This is a genomic window from Aestuariibius sp. HNIBRBA575 (assembly GCF_040932005.1).
In the GTDB taxonomy this organism is placed as follows: domain Bacteria; phylum Pseudomonadota; class Alphaproteobacteria; order Rhodobacterales; family Rhodobacteraceae; genus CANLNM01.
On the sequence record NZ_CP162414.1, the window covers coordinates 3,112,777 to 3,129,089 of the forward strand.

The 16,313-nt window shown below is 56.4% G+C and carries 16 protein-coding genes; 6 read left to right on the forward strand and 10 right to left on the reverse strand.

Annotation, left to right across the window (positions count from 1 at the left end; all coding sequences use genetic code 11):
- Positions 1-4: 4 nt before the first annotated feature.
- Complete coding sequence (gene mnmD, locus AB1F12_RS15700) at positions 5-670, reverse strand: tRNA (5-methylaminomethyl-2-thiouridine)(34)-methyltransferase MnmD (RefSeq protein ID WP_368185305.1); 666 nt, start codon at positions 668-670, stop codon at positions 5-7.
- Positions 671-722: 52 nt separating this feature from the next.
- Between mnmD and AB1F12_RS15705 the strand changes: the two genes are divergently transcribed.
- Genes AB1F12_RS15705 through yaaA form a run of 3 tightly spaced genes read left to right on the forward strand, consistent with a single transcriptional unit; the run spans position 723 to position 4,643 of the window.
- Entirely contained in the window at positions 723-1,757 is a 1,035-nt protein-coding gene (locus AB1F12_RS15705) for an NAD(P)/FAD-dependent oxidoreductase (RefSeq protein WP_368185306.1), read from the forward strand.
- A 57-nt stretch (positions 1,758-1,814) separates the two neighbouring features.
- A complete protein-coding gene (gene recQ / locus AB1F12_RS15710; RefSeq protein ID WP_368185307.1) occupies positions 1,815-3,857 on the forward strand; it encodes a DNA helicase RecQ in 2,043 nt (680 codons plus the stop codon).
- A gap of 9 nt (positions 3,858-3,866) precedes the next feature.
- Complete coding sequence (gene yaaA / locus AB1F12_RS15715) at positions 3,867-4,643, forward strand: peroxide stress protein YaaA (RefSeq protein WP_368185309.1); 777 nt, start codon at positions 3,867-3,869, stop codon at positions 4,641-4,643.
- 38 nt (positions 4,644-4,681) lie between these two features.
- On the opposite strand, the gene AB1F12_RS15720 is transcribed toward yaaA, so the two are convergent.
- The gene (locus AB1F12_RS15720; RefSeq protein ID WP_368185310.1) at positions 4,682-5,857 is read right to left on the reverse strand and encodes an acetyl-CoA C-acyltransferase family protein; all 1,176 of its coding nucleotides are present in this window, start codon (positions 5,855-5,857) and stop codon (positions 4,682-4,684) included.
- 110 nt (positions 5,858-5,967) lie between these two features.
- On the opposite strand from AB1F12_RS15720, the gene AB1F12_RS15725 reads away from it, so the two are divergent.
- The 3 genes from AB1F12_RS15725 (at position 5,968) to tdh (ending at position 8,834) form a co-directional block, all read left to right on the forward strand.
- A complete protein-coding gene (locus tag AB1F12_RS15725; protein ID WP_368188392.1) occupies positions 5,968-6,531 on the forward strand; it encodes a helix-turn-helix domain-containing protein in 564 nt (187 codons plus the stop codon).
- A gap of 81 nt (positions 6,532-6,612) precedes the next feature.
- Complete coding sequence (locus AB1F12_RS15730) at positions 6,613-7,800, forward strand: glycine C-acetyltransferase (protein WP_368188393.1); 1,188 nt, start codon at positions 6,613-6,615, stop codon at positions 7,798-7,800.
- Entirely contained in the window at positions 7,797-8,834 is a 1,038-nt protein-coding gene (gene tdh, locus AB1F12_RS15735; RefSeq protein WP_368185311.1) for an L-threonine 3-dehydrogenase, read from the forward strand. The genes AB1F12_RS15730 and tdh overlap by 4 nt, the downstream gene beginning before the upstream one ends.
- A 329-nt stretch (positions 8,835-9,163) precedes the next feature.
- Here tdh and modC read toward each other — a convergent pair whose 3' ends face one another.
- The 8 genes from modC to AB1F12_RS15775 form a co-directional block, all read right to left on the reverse strand.
- Complete coding sequence (gene modC, locus AB1F12_RS15740) at positions 9,164-10,270, reverse strand: molybdenum ABC transporter ATP-binding protein (RefSeq protein WP_368185312.1); 1,107 nt, start codon at positions 10,268-10,270, stop codon at positions 9,164-9,166.
- Complete coding sequence (gene modB / locus AB1F12_RS15745) at positions 10,267-10,962, reverse strand: molybdate ABC transporter permease subunit (RefSeq protein WP_368185313.1); 696 nt, start codon at positions 10,960-10,962, stop codon at positions 10,267-10,269. The genes modC and modB overlap by 4 nt, the downstream gene beginning before the upstream one ends.
- A gap of 1 nt (position 10,963) precedes the next feature.
- On the reverse strand, positions 10,964-11,776 hold the full coding sequence (modA, locus tag AB1F12_RS15750) for a molybdate ABC transporter substrate-binding protein (RefSeq protein WP_368185314.1): 813 nt from the start codon (positions 11,774-11,776) through the stop codon (positions 10,964-10,966).
- Between the two features lie 76 nt (positions 11,777-11,852).
- A complete protein-coding gene (otnC, locus tag AB1F12_RS15755) occupies positions 11,853-12,497 on the reverse strand; it encodes a 3-oxo-tetronate 4-phosphate decarboxylase (RefSeq protein WP_368185315.1) in 645 nt (214 codons plus the stop codon).
- Positions 12,494-13,723 (reverse strand): 3-oxo-tetronate kinase, encoded by a 1,230-nt coding sequence (gene otnK / locus AB1F12_RS15760; RefSeq protein WP_368185316.1) that lies wholly within the window; start codon positions 13,721-13,723, stop codon positions 12,494-12,496. The genes otnC and otnK overlap by 4 nt, the downstream gene beginning before the upstream one ends.
- Positions 13,720-14,517, reverse strand: coding sequence for an N-acyl homoserine lactonase family protein (locus tag AB1F12_RS15765; protein WP_368185317.1), 798 nt, complete (start codon positions 14,515-14,517; stop codon positions 13,720-13,722). The genes otnK and AB1F12_RS15765 overlap by 4 nt, the downstream gene beginning before the upstream one ends.
- Entirely contained in the window at positions 14,514-14,801 is a 288-nt protein-coding gene (locus AB1F12_RS15770; protein ID WP_368185318.1) for a putative quinol monooxygenase, read from the reverse strand. The genes AB1F12_RS15765 and AB1F12_RS15770 overlap by 4 nt, the downstream gene beginning before the upstream one ends.
- Entirely contained in the window at positions 14,801-16,312 is a 1,512-nt protein-coding gene (locus AB1F12_RS15775) for a tripartite tricarboxylate transporter permease (protein WP_368185319.1), read from the reverse strand. Before AB1F12_RS15775 ends, AB1F12_RS15770 begins: the two co-directional genes overlap by 1 nt.
- Position 16,313 lies beyond the last annotated feature (1 nt).

Below are 16,313 nucleotides of genomic sequence, written 5' to 3' on the forward strand. Positions count from 1 at the left end.
GCGTTCATTTCAGCTGGGCCGTGGTCATGTGACGTTTGCGCCCAAAGCCCGGCACGCGCACGACATCGAAACCCGCGGTTTCCAATGCACGCCGCACATGGCCCGCCGCGGTATAGGTCGCCACAGTCCCGCCGCTGGCTGTGTGTTTGGCGATCTCTGACATCAAATCAGCGCCCCATAATTCAGGATTCTTGGCCGGTGAAAACCCATCCAAAAACCATGCATCCGCCTGCCCTGACCATCGTGCAACCGTGTCACGCGCGTCACCTTTGATCACATTCAGCGTCACAGTATCCGTCAATGGCACGGGACCCGCACCGATCTGATCCCAGACATCCAGCAATTTTTGCGCCGGTCCCTGCACGGCTTGGAAATGTGCCAGCGCTTTTTCTGCTTCGGCTTTTTGCAAGGGGAACGCTTCGAATGACGTAAAGGTCAGCTGGCCATTGCCGGGCCAATGCAACATCGTCGTCAACAGGTTCAACCCAGTGCCAAATCCCAGCTCTGCGATGTGGAAATCCCCGGTGAACCGGGTCGGTAAATCATTGCCCGCCAAAAACACGTGCTGCGTTTCGGCCAACCCGTTATCGAGCGAATAATAAGGATCATCAAATCGGGTCGACACTGGCACTTTGCCGTCGCGCCATTCGATGTCTGCTGGCTGGTTCATTTGATCGTTCTCTCGTATCAAGATCGGCAAACAATGGGCGGAGGCGGCGGAAATGGCAATTGCGGATGTGACAATCATGGGGGCGGGCGCGTTTGGGTTGTCGATCGCCTGTGCCTGCGCCTTGCGCGGTGCCAAAGTTCAGGTGATTGACCCCCACGGTGTTGCGGCTGGATCGTCCGGTGGCATTGTCGGGGCTTTGGCCCCGCATGTGCCCGAAAACTGGAATGACAAAAAGGCGTTTCAATTCGACAGCCTGATCATGGCAGACCCTTTTTGGGCCAAAATAGAGTCTATTTCGGGCCAGAACCCAGGCTATGCGCGCAGCGGTCGCATTCAGCCCATCGCCGATGAGCGTGGTATCGAACTGGCTCAGGCGCGCGCAAAAACCGCCGTTGCGCTATGGCAGGGCAAAGCCACCTGGCAGATTGCGCAAAGCCACGGCGACTGGACCCCGCAAAGCCCAACCGGCCTGGTGATCAAAGACACCCTTTCGGCGCGCATTCATCCAAGGGATGCGACCCATGCCTTGGCCAAAGCGCTGCGTGTTCTGGGCGGGACGATCACACCTGACGGACCACACCAAGGCAAAATCGTCTGGGCCACCGGATGGCAGGGCATGTTGGACCTGAGCCGCCAAATGGGCCGCAATGTCGGCAATGGCGTCAAGGGACAGGCCGCGCTGCTAAAATTCGACGCCGCGGACCAACCGCAATTATTTGCCGATCGTTTGCACATCATCCCCCATCATGACGGCACGGTCGCCATTGGCTCCACGTCGGAACGGGATTTTGACGATCCGACGCAAACGGATGCCCAATTGGACGATGTTATCACGCGGGCCATCGCCGCGTTTCCCGTGTTACGGGACGCACCCGTGATCGAACGATGGGCCGGCGTGCGCCCCCGCGCCAAAAGCCGCGCGCCGATGCTGGGCATGCATCCCCTGCGCCCTGATGATTTCATCGCCAATGGCGGGTTTAAAATCGGGTTCGGAATGGCCCCCAAGGTTGGACAGGTCATGGCCGATCTGGTCCTTGAAAATAAGGACGCAATTCCCGAAGGTTTCAAGCCCGCAGCCAGTCTCTGAGGCTTGCCCCGAGAAAAGCGTTGTGGGATTGTGGCAAAAAACCAGAGCAGCCACATCATGAACGCAACGCCATTTCTAAAGGAAATCTTTGGTTTCGACGCCTTTCGGCCCGGCCAAGAGGACATCGTGCGGGCTGTTGCGTCGGGTCAAAACACGCTGGCAATTATGCCCACGGGCGGCGGTAAATCGCTTTGTTTTCAGCTACCTGCATTGATCCGCGAAGGTGTGACAATCGTCATATCCCCCCTCATTGCGCTGATGCGCGATCAGGTCCGCGGCCTAAAAGAGGCAGGTGTCGAAGCGGGCGCGTTAACGTCGGGCAACACCGACGAAGAAACCGAAGCCGTGTGGCAAGCCCTGGAAGCAGGCACGCTGAAACTGCTATATATGGCGCCCGAACGGCTGGCATCGGGTGGCACACACCAGATGTTGCGCCGTATTAACGTAAGTTTGATCGCCGTAGACGAAGCCCATTGTGTCAGCCAATGGGGCCACGATTTCCGCCCTGATTACCTGCGCATTGGCGAGTTGCGTGAAAATCTGGATGTGCCATTGGCGGCCTTTACGGCCACGGCTGATGCAGAAACCCGTCAGGAAATCGTCGATAAACTGTTTTCTGGCACGCCCCCGACCACCTTTTTGCAGGGGTTTGACCGCCCCAATATCCACCTTGCCTTTGCCGTCAAAGATGGGCCGCGCCAGCAGATCCTGAACTTTGCCGGGGCGCGCAAAGGGCAGTCGGGGATCGTCTATTGCGGCACACGTGCCAAAACAGAAACGCTGGCCAAAGCGTTGCGTGATAATGGTCACGATGCCTGCCACTATCACGGCGGTATGGACCCACAGGAACGGCGGGATGTCGAAACCCATTTTCAACAAAAGGACGGGCTGATTGTTGTGGCCACCGTCGCCTTTGGCATGGGGATCGACAAACCAGACATCCGCTGGGTGGCCCATGCAGACCTGCCCAAATCGATTGAATCCTATTATCAGGAAATCGGCCGTGCCGGACGTGACGGCGCGCCGGCCGAAACTCTGACGCTGTTTGGGCCCGATGACATTCGCTATCGCCGGCAGCAAATCGACGAAGGTCTGGCCCCGCCCGAACGGCGCATGGCCGATCACGCGCGACTGAACGCCCTGTTGGGATTGGCCGAAGCGCTGGAATGCCGCCGCAAAAACCTGCTTGGGTATTTTGGGGAACACGACGTGACCTGCGATCTGTGTGACCTATGCGACAAACCCCCGGAAATCATGGATGGCACAACGCCAGTGCGCATGGCGTTGTCGGCTGCGTTGCGGACCGGTGAATATTTTGGATCCGGTCATTTGATCGATATTTTGTTGGGCAATGACACGGACAAAGTCCAGCAACGTGGCCATGCCGACCTGCCCACATTTGGCGTTGGCAAAGACTACAATCGTCGCCAATGGCAGGCCATTTTCCGTCAAATGATGGGGCATGATTTGATGCGCCCGGACGCGGAACGGCACGGCGCATTACGCATGACCGACGCTGCCCGTCCGATCCTGCGGGACGAAGCCAAAATCATCCTGCGCAAGGACACAATCAGCGCGGCGAAATCCGGCCCCAAGGTGCGCACGTTGGTATCCGACGAGGATGCGCCCCTTTTGTCCGCGCTCAAGGCCAAGCGCCGCGCCTTGGCCGAGCAGCAAAATGTACCCGCCTATATCGTGTTCAATGATCGCACGCTGATCGAAATGGCCGAAACCAGACCGCAGAACCTGGACGATATGGCGCGGATCGGTGGTGTGGGTGCCAAAAAACTGGACCGGTATGGCGACGATTTTCTATCCGTCATTATCGGCGCCGTAGAGGACATCCACCCCCAGCGCCGCAAACTGGCCGGACGCGATGAGGGCGATTTATATGATCGGTTGCTTCAGGTCCAAGCGGATCTGGCCCGTGGCGCCGATGGAACCGAAAAAAGCCTCAGCTGTTCTGCGTCTTTGTTGGCCAAAGTGGCACGGATGAAGCCGCTAGATACATCAGGTATGCAGCGGCTTTTGGGGGATAAATATGCCGAACGATTTGGTGACGCATTCATCAATGTGCTGCGCGATGCGCAAAGCACCTAGGGAGAGAAAATGCTCGTTGTGATATCCCCGGCCAAGGCGCTGAACCTTGACCCCGTTGATGTGTCCCATACGGATGCCGCGATGCAAATCGACGCCAACCGGCTGGCCAAAACCATGCGAAATCAGTCTCTAACCAAGCTGAAAGCGCTGATGTCATTGTCAGACAGTTTGGCGCGTCTGAACCGCGACCGGTTTCAGGACTATCAAACAGAGCCGGGCCCGGATGTATTACATCCGGCCGCGTTTGCCTTTGACGGGGACACCTATCGAGGCCTGGAAACCCGCACCTTATCGCCCGATGATTTGCGGTGGGCGCAGGATCATTTGCGCATTTTGTCCGGGCTTTATGGTGTGTTGCGTCCGCTGGATGGCATTCAGGCCTATCGGCTAGAAATGGGATCGCGATTGAAAACTCGGCGCGGATCAAATTTGTATGATTATTGGGGCGACCAGATTGCCAAATCTCTGGTCGCAGATGCCAAAGCGTCCAACACCGATGTGATCGTAAACTGCGCGTCTGAGGAATATTTCAAAGCCGCCAACACCCCCGCATTAAAGCTGCGATTGGTGCAGCCGGTATTTATGGAAGAAAAGGCCGGCACGCCCAAGATTGTGAGCTTTTTCGCCAAACAGGCGCGCGGGGCGATGGCGCGCTTTATTGTACAAAACCGTGTCACCGACATCGACACGCTTAGATCCTTTGCCAGCGGCGGTTATCAATTTGACCCCGAGCTGAGCGAAGGGGACAGGCTGGTTTTTGTGCGCCCCTATCCTGACCCCGCCTAAGGTGCAGACCATCCCGTCTACACCCGTTTTGCGCAGAGTTAGAGCCGTTCAATCGCCAATGCGATGCCTTGACCACCACCGATACACATCGTCATCAAACCGCGTTTGCCGTTGATACGATCCAGTTCATACATGGTTTTCACGGTGATGATTGCACCCGTGGCCCCGACGGGATGACCCAGCGCAATGGCCCCGCCATTTGGGTTCACAATTGCAGGGTCAAACCCCAGCTCATTTGAAACGGCCAAAGCTTGAGACGCAAAGGCTTCGTTGCTTTCGATGACGTCGAAATCCGCAATCGTCAGCCCGGTTTTTGCCAGCAATTGCTGCACCGCAGGAATGGGACCAATGCCCATCACATCCGGGCGCACCCCGGCATGGGCATAGCCAATTATGCGGAATTTAGGCTCTAACCCGGCCTTTTGTGCTGCATCTGCGCGTGCCAAAACGACCGCAGCCGCCCCATCATTGATGCCCGACGCGTTCCCGGCCGTGACCGACCCGCCCTTTTTGAATGTGGGACGCAGCTCCGCCAAAATGTCCGATGTTGTTGCCCGCGGATGTTCATCAACGTCAAACACCTCGATCCCTTTGCGGGATTTTAGCTCTACCGGAACGATCTGATCCTTGAAATACCCTGCCTCAATCGCAGCAGCGGCGCGGTTCTGGCTTTCCAGCGCAAATGCATCTTGGGCTTCGCGGGTGATCCCATGTTCATCGGCAACGTTTTCAGCCGTGATCCCCATATGGCCAGTGCCAAACGGACAGGTCAACGCGCCCAACATCATGTCGCGCGATTGCACATCGCCCATTTTGCGACCCCATCGCTGATCCGGCACGATATAGGGCGATTTGCTCATGTTTTCGGCGCCCCCTGCCAGACCAAAATCAGCTTCCCCCAATTGCAGTGCCTGCATGGTCGACACAATCGCCTGCAACCCGGACCCGCATAGGCGGTTCACATTCATGGCCGGTGTCGTTTCTGGAATGCCCGATTGCATGGCCACGACGCGGCTTAGATACATATCGCGCGGCTCTGTGTTGATGATATGGCCAAACACAACATGCCCGATTTGATCCGCAGCAACCCCGGATCGCGCAATCGCCGCGGTCGCAGCAACGGTTCCCAATTCTATCGGAGCCACCGCCGACAGGCCGCCGCCAAACGTCCCAATTGCCGTCCGTGCCCCAGACAAAATTACGATATCGCTCATGGTTTTCTCCTTTGATCCTTGGCCAGAACTATGCGGCGTTGCAGCATGCCTGTCAGCCGAAACGTTCCGTCACGTTGACCTGCGTGGATTTCCCGTGCACATATTCCATCATGACGGAAAACACTGACGATATCCTGTCGCGCCTGCCCGCGCGGCTTAAATCTGCCCGACAGGCCCAGGGTCTGTCATTGGATGCGGTTGCCAAATTATCCGGGGTCAGCCGATCCATGGTCAGCCAGATCGAACGCGGCGAATCCAGCCCCACAATCGCAACATTGTGGAATTTGACCCGCGCGTTGCAGGTGGACTTTGCCGGATTGCTGGATGAACCGGACAAATCTGGGATCGACGTGGTGCGCGCCGTTGATGTGCCCCAGATTGAAAATCACGGGACCAAATGCGTTATTCGCATCCTGTCAGCGCCAGAAATGGCCGGAAAATCCGAAATCTATGAATTGGTGTTTGAACCGGGCGGCACGCTGGATTCCCAGCCCCATACGCGCGGCGCCACCGAACAAGTCACCGCAATAGAGGGCCGTCTAAGGGTCGTTTCCGGTGAAACAGACACTGTTTTGGACGTTGGCGACACCGCCAGATACCCTGCTGATGTCCCACATAACATTGATGCAATCGACGGGGCCGCGCGTGCCTTTTTGGTGGTTTTGGACGCATAAGCGGATTTTTATCCGCTATTGTGACATTCCCCTATTTCAGAAATCCCTCCGTTATGGTAGAAATCCGTAACAGGAGGCCGCATAATGTCAGCATTTTTATCCCAAATCTCTGAAACACTTGAAGGAATCAAGGCCGACGGCCTATGGAAAACCGAACGCGAAATCACCGTCGCCCAAGGGGCCCGCACCCAAGTCGGCGATCGCGAAGTCATCAACCTTTGTGCCAACAATTACCTCGGTCTGGCCAATCACCCCGCGCTGATTGACGCCGCCAAAACCGCGATGGACAACCATGGATACGGCATGGCATCGGTGCGGTTCATCTGTGGCACACAGGATTTGCACCGTGATCTGGAACGCAAGCTTGCCCAGTTTCTGGGACACGACGACACAATCCTGTTTGCCGCGTGTTTTGACGCAAATGCCGCCGTGTTTGAGCCGCTTTTGGGACCAGAAGACGCGATTATTTCCGACAGTTTGAACCATGCCTCGATCATCGACGGCATCCGTCTCTGCAAAGCCAAACGGTATCGCTATGCCAATTCCGATATGGCGGATCTAGAGGCAAAGCTGCAAGCCGCCCGCAATGATGGCGCGCGGCATGTCATGATTGCCACGGATGGTGTGTTTTCCATGGATGGCTATCTGGCGAAGCTGACCGAAATCCGGGCTTTGGCCGACAAATATGATGCGCAATTGATGGTGGATGACTGCCACGCGACCGGGTTCATGGGACCAAACGGGGCGGGCACACCGGCACATGCGGGCATCCACGCCGACATCGTCACCGGAACATTGGGCAAGGCAATGGGCGGCGCAATTGGTGGCTATATTGCCGCGTCGCAACCCGTCATTGACCTGATGCGTCAACGGGCTCGACCCTACCTGTTTTCCAACGCGTTGCCGCCATCGGTTGTCGCTGCCGGACTGACGGCGATCGATCTGGTCGAACAGGGGGATGACCTGCGCAAGCAATTGTTTGAAAACACCGTTTACTGGCGCGCCGGGTTGGAAAAGCTGGGTTTTGACCTATTGCCCGGCGAACATCCGATTGTGCCTGTGATGCTCTATGACGCTGTCAAAGCCCAAGATATGGCCGCACGTTTGTTTGAACTGGGCGTGTTGGTTTCCGGGTTCTTTTTCCCGGTAGTCCCCAAAGGTCAGGCCCGCATCCGCACCCAAATGAACGCCGCTTTGACGCGGGCTGATTTGGATGCAGCATTGGCGGCCTTTGAACAGGCGGGCCGGGATACGGGCGTGCTGTCATGACCAATCAAATGAAAGCGTTGGTAAAGGCCAAACCCGAACCGGGGCTATGGTTACAGCATGCGCCAGTGCCAGAAATTGGCCCGGATGATGTACTGATTAAAATCAACAAAACCGGGATTTGCGGCACAGATATTCACATCTGGAACTGGGATGAATGGGCGGCGAAAACGGTGCCTGTGCCCCTGATCACCGGCCATGAATTTGCTGGGGAAATCGTTGAACTTGGCCGCGATGTGACGGATCTGAAACTGGGCCAACGTGTTTCAGGAGAAGGCCACCTGATTGGCAAACACAGCCGTCAAAGCCGCGCGGGAAAGTTTCACCTGGATCCCGAAACGCGTGGCATTGGCGTAAACGAACAGGGCGCCTTTGCCCAATATCTGCGCTTGCCTGCGTTTAACGTTGTGCCTTTGCCTAATGAGGTCAGCGACGATATCGGCGCGATTCTGGACCCGCTGGGCAATGCCGTTCACACCGCATTGAGCTATGACCTGATTGGCGAAGACGTCTTGATCACCGGTGCGGGCCCCATTGGGATCATGGCCGCCGCCGTCGCCCGTCATGTGGGCGCGCGGCATGTGGTGATCACGGATGTCAATCCAGACCGTCTGGCGCTGGCAACACGCGTGGCCGACGTCACACCCGTCAACGTTGCCAATCAGGATTTGGCTGAAACAGTGTCGAAACTGGGCATGAAACAAGGGTTTGATGTCGGGCTGGAAATGTCCGGAAACCAAGTTGCGCTGGATCAGATGGTTGAACAGCTGGTGATGGGTGGGCGCATCGCTTTGCTGGGCATTCCCCCGGGCAAAAGCCCCGTTGATTGGTCCCGAATTGTGTTCAAAGCCATCACAATCAAAGGTGTCTATGGCCGCGAAATTTTTGAAACATGGTACAAAATGATTGCCATGTTGGAAAATGGGTTGGATGTCAGCAATGTGATCACCCATCGTTTCAAAATTGACGACTTTAAGGACGGGTTTGACACGATGCGGTCCGGTGCCAGCGGCAAGGTTGTGCTGGACTGGACGTGACCCCTAAATCGCAACGCGCCACCGAATTGGTGGCGCGCACGCGTTAAATAAACAAATCAATCAACGTTATCGAAGTTTGCGGTCCGATATTGCTGTATCTCTCAATGAATCCGCCCCAGTTAAAAGACTCCAGATCCGAAACATCGCCATCGCGTCACTTTGGTGACCGCGTTCATCGGCATGTGTTTCATTCAATTTGATCACTGGAATATTTTCACCCGTTTTTTTCATCTTGTCTCACCCTTACATGCGCCCCCACGCAGTGACATCAAGCCGGTCTCGGGTTGCCAAAAAGTTAAGATGATCAGCGCCGATTATTTGGATTTTACTCAAAGCAGTTTGGTCGCGCCCATCGGGCCGCCAATATCCTCTGGTGCAATCGAAACGGACTTTATAATTGCAAAGCATTCAACCCCCGCCGCCAGGCCCAGCGCCTGAACCGAGCGTTTTGTCACACGTGCCAAAATCGTCCCGGCTTGGGTCTTTAGAGATATGATTGTGCCGGGGCCATCACCGCTGCGAATGGCTTCGATTTGTCCTGGCAGAATGTTCAGCGCGGACAAATCCTGCGGTTTTTGCCGCGCCAAAATCACGTCTTGGCCTGAAATACGCACCCGAACCCGGTTGCCGACAGGCTGTGCGATTTTGGGCAGCAACAGACACGCCCCGTTAGCATCCAACTCTGTTAAGCCGTCTTCATGATGCCGCTTGATCTGCACCTCTAACATTGCGCCCACAGACCGAATGCCGGCGGGCACAAATGTCGGATCCCCCAGCACATCTGACGCGGGGCCCAGTCGCGATACTTTGCCGTTTTGAATCGCGACAATTGTTGTGGCCAGTCGCGCCACTTCGGATGGGGAATGGCTGACATATAATATAGGTATGTCGAGAACATCGCGGACACGTTCAAAATAGGTCAGGATTTCGGATTTTCGTGCCTCATCCAGCGCCGCAAGCGGTTCATCAGCAAGGATCAATTTCGGGTTTGCCAACAGCGCCCGCCCAATCGCCACACGTTGTTTTTCGCCCCCCGACAGCGCCCCGGGACGCCGCGCCAGCAGGGGCGCAATACCAAGCAAATCAACAATATGGTCGAAACTGACATCTGGATTTGCCGATGCCGCGAACCGACGGCCATAGGTCAGGTTCTGGCGAACATTCATGTGCGGAAATAGCCGCGATTCTTGAAAAATATAACCAACGCGCCGTTTATGCGGTGGCAACCAATGCCCCGTCGCCGTGTCATGCAGCACCATATCGTCAACGCTGACCCGCCCAGAATCCGGCCTTAGCAAACCAGCGACGGCGTTGATAATTGTGGTTTTCCCGGTCCCCGATTTGCCAAACAGCACGGTGATGCCACCGGGCGCTTCGAAGTTGATGTCCAGATCTAGCCCGGCAAACCTGTGTTTCAACTGCACCAATATAGTCATGAACCCGACACCCGTTTTGCCACCCGGCGCGCCAATAGTTCCGACAAAATCAACGCGCCCAACGCGATCGTGACCGAAATAAGCACCAGTCTGAACGCCGATGTTTCACCGCCGGGCACCTGCAAGAACGTGTAAATCGCCGTGGGTAGGGTCTGGGTCTGGCCGGGGATGTTGGACACAAATGTGATGGTCGCGCCGAATTCGCCCATTGCCTTGGCAAAGGCCAAAATCGTGCCGGTGATAATCCCCGGCAAAATCATCGGCAATGTGACCGTCGCAAACACCCAAATCCGCGACGCACCCAACGTGGCGGCGGCCTGTTCCAGTTTTGGATCAACCGCATCAAATGACAGCCGGATCGCACGGACCATCAACGGGAATGCCATCACGCCAGCCGCCAGCGCAGCACCGGTCCAGCGAAACGCGAACACGATCCCAAAATCCTGCAACCACGCCCCCAACCATCCACGGGTGCCAAAGGTCAGCAGCAACAAATATCCGGTCACAACCGGGGGCAGGATCAGCGGTAGATGCACAATGCCGTTCAGGATCTGTTTGCCTGCGAATTCTTTGCGCGACAGGATATAAGCGACCCATATCCCCAACGGCAATGTCACCACAGTCGCCCAAATCGCCACTTTGAGCGACAGCAACACCGCCTGCCATTCATGGGGGCTAAGCCAATCCTGCATGCTATTCCCCGAACCTTTGGAATCCGTACCGATCAAAAACCGCGCGAGCGGGTTCTGAGGTCAGATAGGCCAAAAAATCTGCCGCGATCGCGGAATTCGATTCAGATAACACAGCCGCAGGATACACAATTTGGGGGTGGGTTTGAGGGTCAAAATGACCCACCACCGCCACCTGCTGGGACGCGGCTGCGTCGGTTGCGTAAACGATGCCTAATTGCGCCTCACCGAGTGTGACGAGGGTCAGTGCCGCGCGCACATTGTCGGACTGGGCCACCTGATCTGCGATGCTGGACCACAACCCCAGATGTTCCAGTGCCGCTTTGCCATAGATGCCCGCTGGAACGGCGTCGGTTAGCGCCATAGCCAGCCATCCTTGGCCGAGCATTCCGGCCAAATCGGTTTCTTGCGTGATCGTGGCCGGGATTTGATCCGGGATTTGATCCGGGGTTTGATCCGCCGTTTGGTCCGTTTGACTGGCGATCAAAACCAACGCGTTGGACATCAAATCGACACGCGTTTCCACTTGGATCAGTTCCTGATCCTGTAGCACGTCGATCCAGTCTGAATTGGCTGAAATGTAAACATCCGCCGGGGCGCCCAGCTGAATTTGCCGTGCCAAAACCGACGATCCGGCCAGTGACAGAACCACATCATGCCCGGTTTCGGTTTCATAGGTTTCGGCCACATCCTGCAGCGCGTCCTTTAGACTGGCGGCCGCAAAAACCGTGACTGAATCCGCCCACCCCGCTGATGGCGTCCAGAACGCAGCCGCCGCAAACAAGCAAGCAGCCCGGTATTTAACGATTGATCGCATTCCCTAAAGGATCCCTTGCGGATGTGTCCCTTGGGCATATCCAAGCCCAACCCCACCCTGCAAGCAATATCGGAATTTAGCTGCCGCATCCGAACTTTGACACAACCTGATTGATCATATCCGGGGTTAAACCACGCGGCTGACGCCCATGGGTCAGCAATGCCAGTTTGGCGGTTTCTTCCAGCTCTTCCATGGCATAGGTGGCCGCCCACAGATCTTTGCCTGCGACAACCGGCCCGTGATTTGCCAGCAAAACCGCCGACCGTTTGCCCGCCAACCCGCGCACTGCATCCCCCATCCCCGGATCACCCGGCAGGAAAAACGGCAGCAGCTTTACCTTGCCCAGCCGCATGATCGAATAGGGCGTCAGGGGGGGCAGCACATCGTCGGGGTCGGTTTCAGGCAACATAGACAGGGCCACCGAATGCGTTGAATGCAGATGCACCACGGCCCCCGTGCCGGTCCGAGTGTCATAAAAGGCCGTATGAAGGGGGATTTCCTTGGTGGGTTTGTCACCGGATAACAATTGATTGTGTTCGTCCAGATGTGAAATGCGGGCCGGGTCCAGAAACCCCATCGAGCTGCCCGTTGGCGTCATCAATAACGTGCCATCCGACAGGCGCGCGGAAATATTGCCCGACGCCCCACAGGTCAGCCCCCGGTCAAACATCGATTTGGCAAGCCGACAAATATCTTCTCTCAGACGGGCCTCTTCGCTCATGCGGTTTGCTCCATTTTTGCCAAGGCGTCGCTGAAAAATGTTTCATGGCCAAAATTGCCCGATTTCAAGGCCAAAGCCAGCGGGCGATCCTGATCAACCCGCACCATGGGCACACCTGCGGCCAGTCGCGGACCGATATTCAGAACCTGCGCGCCAAGCCCCTTAACCACCGCGCCCGATGTTTCCCCACCGGCCACAACAATGCGCGTGACACCACGTCGCGATAATTCCGCCGCAAGGTTTGAAAACAACGTTTCAATTGCCTCTGCCGATCGATCCCGACCGAATTGATCCTGCGCCGCTTTGACGACACTTGGATCCGCAGAGGAATAGACCAATGGTGGCGCATCCTGTGTCAGCACCCATTTGGCCAAATCCTGCACATCCACGCGGCCTTCGACGGCGGATTGGGCTGTGATTTCATAAGATGGCGCCACCGATTTATAGGCCGCGACCTGCGCGCGGGTTGCGCAGCTACAGGACCCGGATATGACCACGCCCGCGCCGTGCATCGCCAACCATGCCGGGGGTGCGGACACCGCGCCAAAATTCGCAGGAAGCGCAAGCGCAATCCCTGAACCGCCACATAGCAAGGTCTGATCAGCAGCGGCTTTGCCAATTTGCAACAGGTCCTCGTCCCGGATCGCATCAACAATGACAAAGCCAGAGCGTGGCAGTTTTTCACGAATGGTTTGCGCTCCTTTCATCACGTCGATTGCCGGAATGTGATGAACATCCGTCGATGTCTGCGATGCCAGCACCCGCCGGATATCCGCATCAATCATCGGAGTGAGCGGATGATCCTGCATGCCGCTTTCGTTGAGCAGGCCATCATTTACAAACAGATGCCCCATGTAAACGCTGCGTCCATTTTCGGGAAATGCCGGGCACACGATGACAGTTTGGGCCTGCAATTGCGTCGCCAGAGCATCCAGAACCGGGCCGATATTGCCCTCGGCTGTGCTGTCAAAGGTGGAACAAACCTTTAGGATGATCTGCTGGGCACCTTGGGATTGTAACCATCGACATGCCGCAAGGGATTCTTGCACGGCTTGGGCCACCGGGGCGGTACGGGATTTCAGAGCCACCACGCCAGCGCCCAGTTCTGGGTCCGCATCCGCCTGAGGCACGCCAATGAATTGCGCCACGCTCATCCCGGCCTCGGCCAAGGTCAGTGCAATGTCGGACGCCCCGGTAAAATCATCCGCGATAACGCCTATTTTCATAATTCAATCTCTTTCACAGGGCCCAGATGAAGCCGATGAATATGGTCCGCTGGCCCAGTCTCAAAATAGTCCCGCACCAATGGGTCATGCCCCGGAATGATCAATTCGCGTTTGGATGCGAGGCGTTCCAACATGTCAAACCCGTCCAGCATGTTTTGCAAATCCACCACGATGGGGAACGGTTTTCGGGCAAAGACGTTTTCGTAGTAATGGGATGCATCAGACGCCAGAACCAGCCAGCCGGATTTTGTCCGAACGCGCACGCATTGCAGCCCCCGTGAATGGCCGCCGATACAATGCACCGTCACGCCATCGCGGATTTGTGCATCGCCATCGTAAAACACCACTTTGCCCGAATATAACCGTTTGATTGCAGTGCAGATATGATCGGCCGTGAACGGCATGCGCAATGTGTCGTGGCACATACAGGGCCCGGTGGCGAAATTCATTTCCGCCGTTTGCAGGTGCAATGTTGCGTTGGGAAACAGATGCAGCCCGCCCGCGTGATCATAGTGTAGATGGGTGACGATGACATGGGTCACATCTTCGGCGCGAATGCCCATCGGGATCAGCGCATCCCGTGGGTCCATCCGAATGGGACGGTTGCGCGATGTGGCTTCGGCGGTGTCATACCCGGTATCGACCAGAATGATTTCGGCCCCACGCCGCAGAACCCAGATGAAATAATCCATCGCATGGGGCGCGTCGTGATTGTCATCAAAGATAAAGCTATCTGCGCGGGTCCGGGCATTGCGATCCGCATATTTGACCGAAAAAACTTCCCAGTCGCTCATCGTTGCACCTGTGAATATAGCCGCACATCTTTGTGCGCGATCATATCCTGCACCGCCGCATCAAAGGTCTGAAAATGTGGCGAAGCCAGATGCAGATCAAAGGCCGCCCGGTCGTCGTAAATTTCATACAAAAACACAACGTCCGGGTCATCCCCACGGCAGACATCAAACTGCTGGCAGCTGGGTTCAACCTGCAGGGATGTGCGGGCATTTTCGATCATCAGCGGCAAAAAGCGATCCATCTGACCGGGTAAAATCATGAATGTGACAGTCACTGCAAACATCAGGCTGGGTTCCCTCTCAGACGGCCAAAGGCCCGTTTCACAAATGGCAGCTGGCTAAGGATTAGCAGCACATTCAGCGTCAACAGAATGGCAGCACCCGGGCGCGAAACAAAGACCGAAAGGTCACCATCTGAAATCAGCAAGGATCGGCGGAAGGTTTCATCAAACAACCCGCCCAGAATGACGCCAATGACCAGTGGCGCAATGGGATAGCGCATCATGTTCATCAGATAGGCGGCAAATCCGACACCCAGCATCAGATAAAGATCGTTGATCCCGCCGCCGACGCTAAACGATCCGATAGTGGTCAGAACCATGACAATCGGCAGGAACACCGTTTGGGGGATACGTAGGATTTTGATGAAAATGCGCGCCGTGAACAACCCCATGATAAACATGGTGAAACTGGCCAGCAGCATGATCGCCACCACCCGCAGGATGATCGCCGGATCAATGGTTGGGCCGGGGATGATGTTGTTGATCTTAAATGCGCCCATCAGGGCTGCGGCGGGCGGTGATCCGGGAATACCCAGCACCAATAGCGGGATCAAGGCGCCGCCGATACAGGCATTGTTGGCGGTTTCCGAACTCAGCAGGCCTTCGATACTGCCTTTGCCGAATTTGTCGCCTTCGTCCGACACGGTTTTGCCGACGCCGTAGCTGACCCAACCGGCCACATCTTCGCCCACACCGGGCAATGCGCCCACACCGGTGCCAATCACGCCGGATCGGCCGATGGTGGGCAAATAGCGTTTGATGGATTTCATATTGGGCAGGATGCGCCCCTGAAGCGCGATGACTTTGCCCGCCTCCATATGGCGCAACCCTTCGATGATCTGAGGCACCGCAAAGGCCCCCATCAAAACCGGCACAACCTGAAACCCGGACAGCAAATAGGACCAACCAAATGTGTAGCGAGGTTCAGACAGCAGCGGGTCCAGCCCAACCATCGCGATGGCCAACCCGATCAACCCGGCGATCCAGCCTTTGATCACCAGATCTTCGGACATCAATGTGCCCGACAACAGAATACCAAACAGCGCCAATAATGCCTTTTCCGGGCTAGCGATGTTTTTGGAAATCAACAGCAGAACCCAGACAAAGATCAACAGCGCAAAGGTGCCAATCACAGTGCCGATGAAACTGGCGGTAGTGGTCAGCCCCAACGCTTCGCCGCCGCGCCCGGCCTTGGCCAGCGGATAGCCGTCCATCGCGGTCGCAGCACTGGCGGCCGTGCCGGGAATATTGAGCAGGATCGACGGATAGGACCCGCCATAAATCGCCCCCACATAGGCCCCCAGCAACGCAATCATCGAATAATCGAGCGGAATTTTATTGCCGAAAAACCCAGTCAGGATCGTCACGGCCAAGGTTGCGGTCAACCCCGGCAGTGCGCCAAACGTGATGCCCAGAAACACCGAAACGATCAGGTAAATATAGGTCAGCGGATCGATGACCAGCGCCCAGAATGCCCCACCAAACCCGGACAATTGTGTCAGGATGAACTCCATA

What these genes read in the sequence shown, in the direction of transcription:
- mnmD (WP_368185305.1), bottom strand. Translation starts at nt 670, where the DNA reads ATGAACCAGCCAGCAGACATCGAATGGCGCGACGGCAAAGTGCCAGTG.
- AB1F12_RS15705 (WP_368185306.1), top strand. Translation starts at nt 723, where the DNA reads ATGGCAATTGCGGATGTGACAATCATGGGGGCGGGCGCGTTTGGGTTG.
- recQ (WP_368185307.1), top strand. Translation starts at nt 1,815, where the DNA reads ATGAACGCAACGCCATTTCTAAAGGAAATCTTTGGTTTCGACGCCTTT.
- yaaA (WP_368185309.1), top strand. Translation starts at nt 3,867, where the DNA reads ATGCTCGTTGTGATATCCCCGGCCAAGGCGCTGAACCTTGACCCCGTT.
- AB1F12_RS15720 (WP_368185310.1), bottom strand. Translation starts at nt 5,857, where the DNA reads ATGAGCGATATCGTAATTTTGTCTGGGGCACGGACGGCAATTGGGACG.
- AB1F12_RS15725 (WP_368188392.1), top strand. Translation starts at nt 5,968, where the DNA reads ATGACGGAAAACACTGACGATATCCTGTCGCGCCTGCCCGCGCGGCTT.
- tdh (WP_368185311.1), top strand. Translation starts at nt 7,797, where the DNA reads ATGACCAATCAAATGAAAGCGTTGGTAAAGGCCAAACCCGAACCGGGG.
- modC (WP_368185312.1), bottom strand. Translation starts at nt 10,270, where the DNA reads ATGACTATATTGGTGCAGTTGAAACACAGGTTTGCCGGGCTAGATCTG.
- modB (WP_368185313.1), bottom strand. Translation starts at nt 10,962, where the DNA reads ATGCAGGATTGGCTTAGCCCCCATGAATGGCAGGCGGTGTTGCTGTCG.
- modA (WP_368185314.1), bottom strand. Translation starts at nt 11,776, where the DNA reads ATGCGATCAATCGTTAAATACCGGGCTGCTTGCTTGTTTGCGGCGGCT.
- otnC (WP_368185315.1), bottom strand. Translation starts at nt 12,497, where the DNA reads ATGAGCGAAGAGGCCCGTCTGAGAGAAGATATTTGTCGGCTTGCCAAA.
- otnK (WP_368185316.1), bottom strand. Translation starts at nt 13,723, where the DNA reads ATGAAAATAGGCGTTATCGCGGATGATTTTACCGGGGCGTCCGACATT.
- AB1F12_RS15765 (WP_368185317.1), bottom strand. Translation starts at nt 14,517, where the DNA reads ATGAGCGACTGGGAAGTTTTTTCGGTCAAATATGCGGATCGCAATGCC.
- AB1F12_RS15770 (WP_368185318.1), bottom strand. Translation starts at nt 14,801, where the DNA reads ATGTTTGCAGTGACTGTCACATTCATGATTTTACCCGGTCAGATGGAT.
- AB1F12_RS15775 (WP_368185319.1), bottom strand. Translation starts at nt 16,312, where the DNA reads ATGGAGTTCATCCTGACACAATTGTCCGGGTTTGGTGGGGCATTCTGG.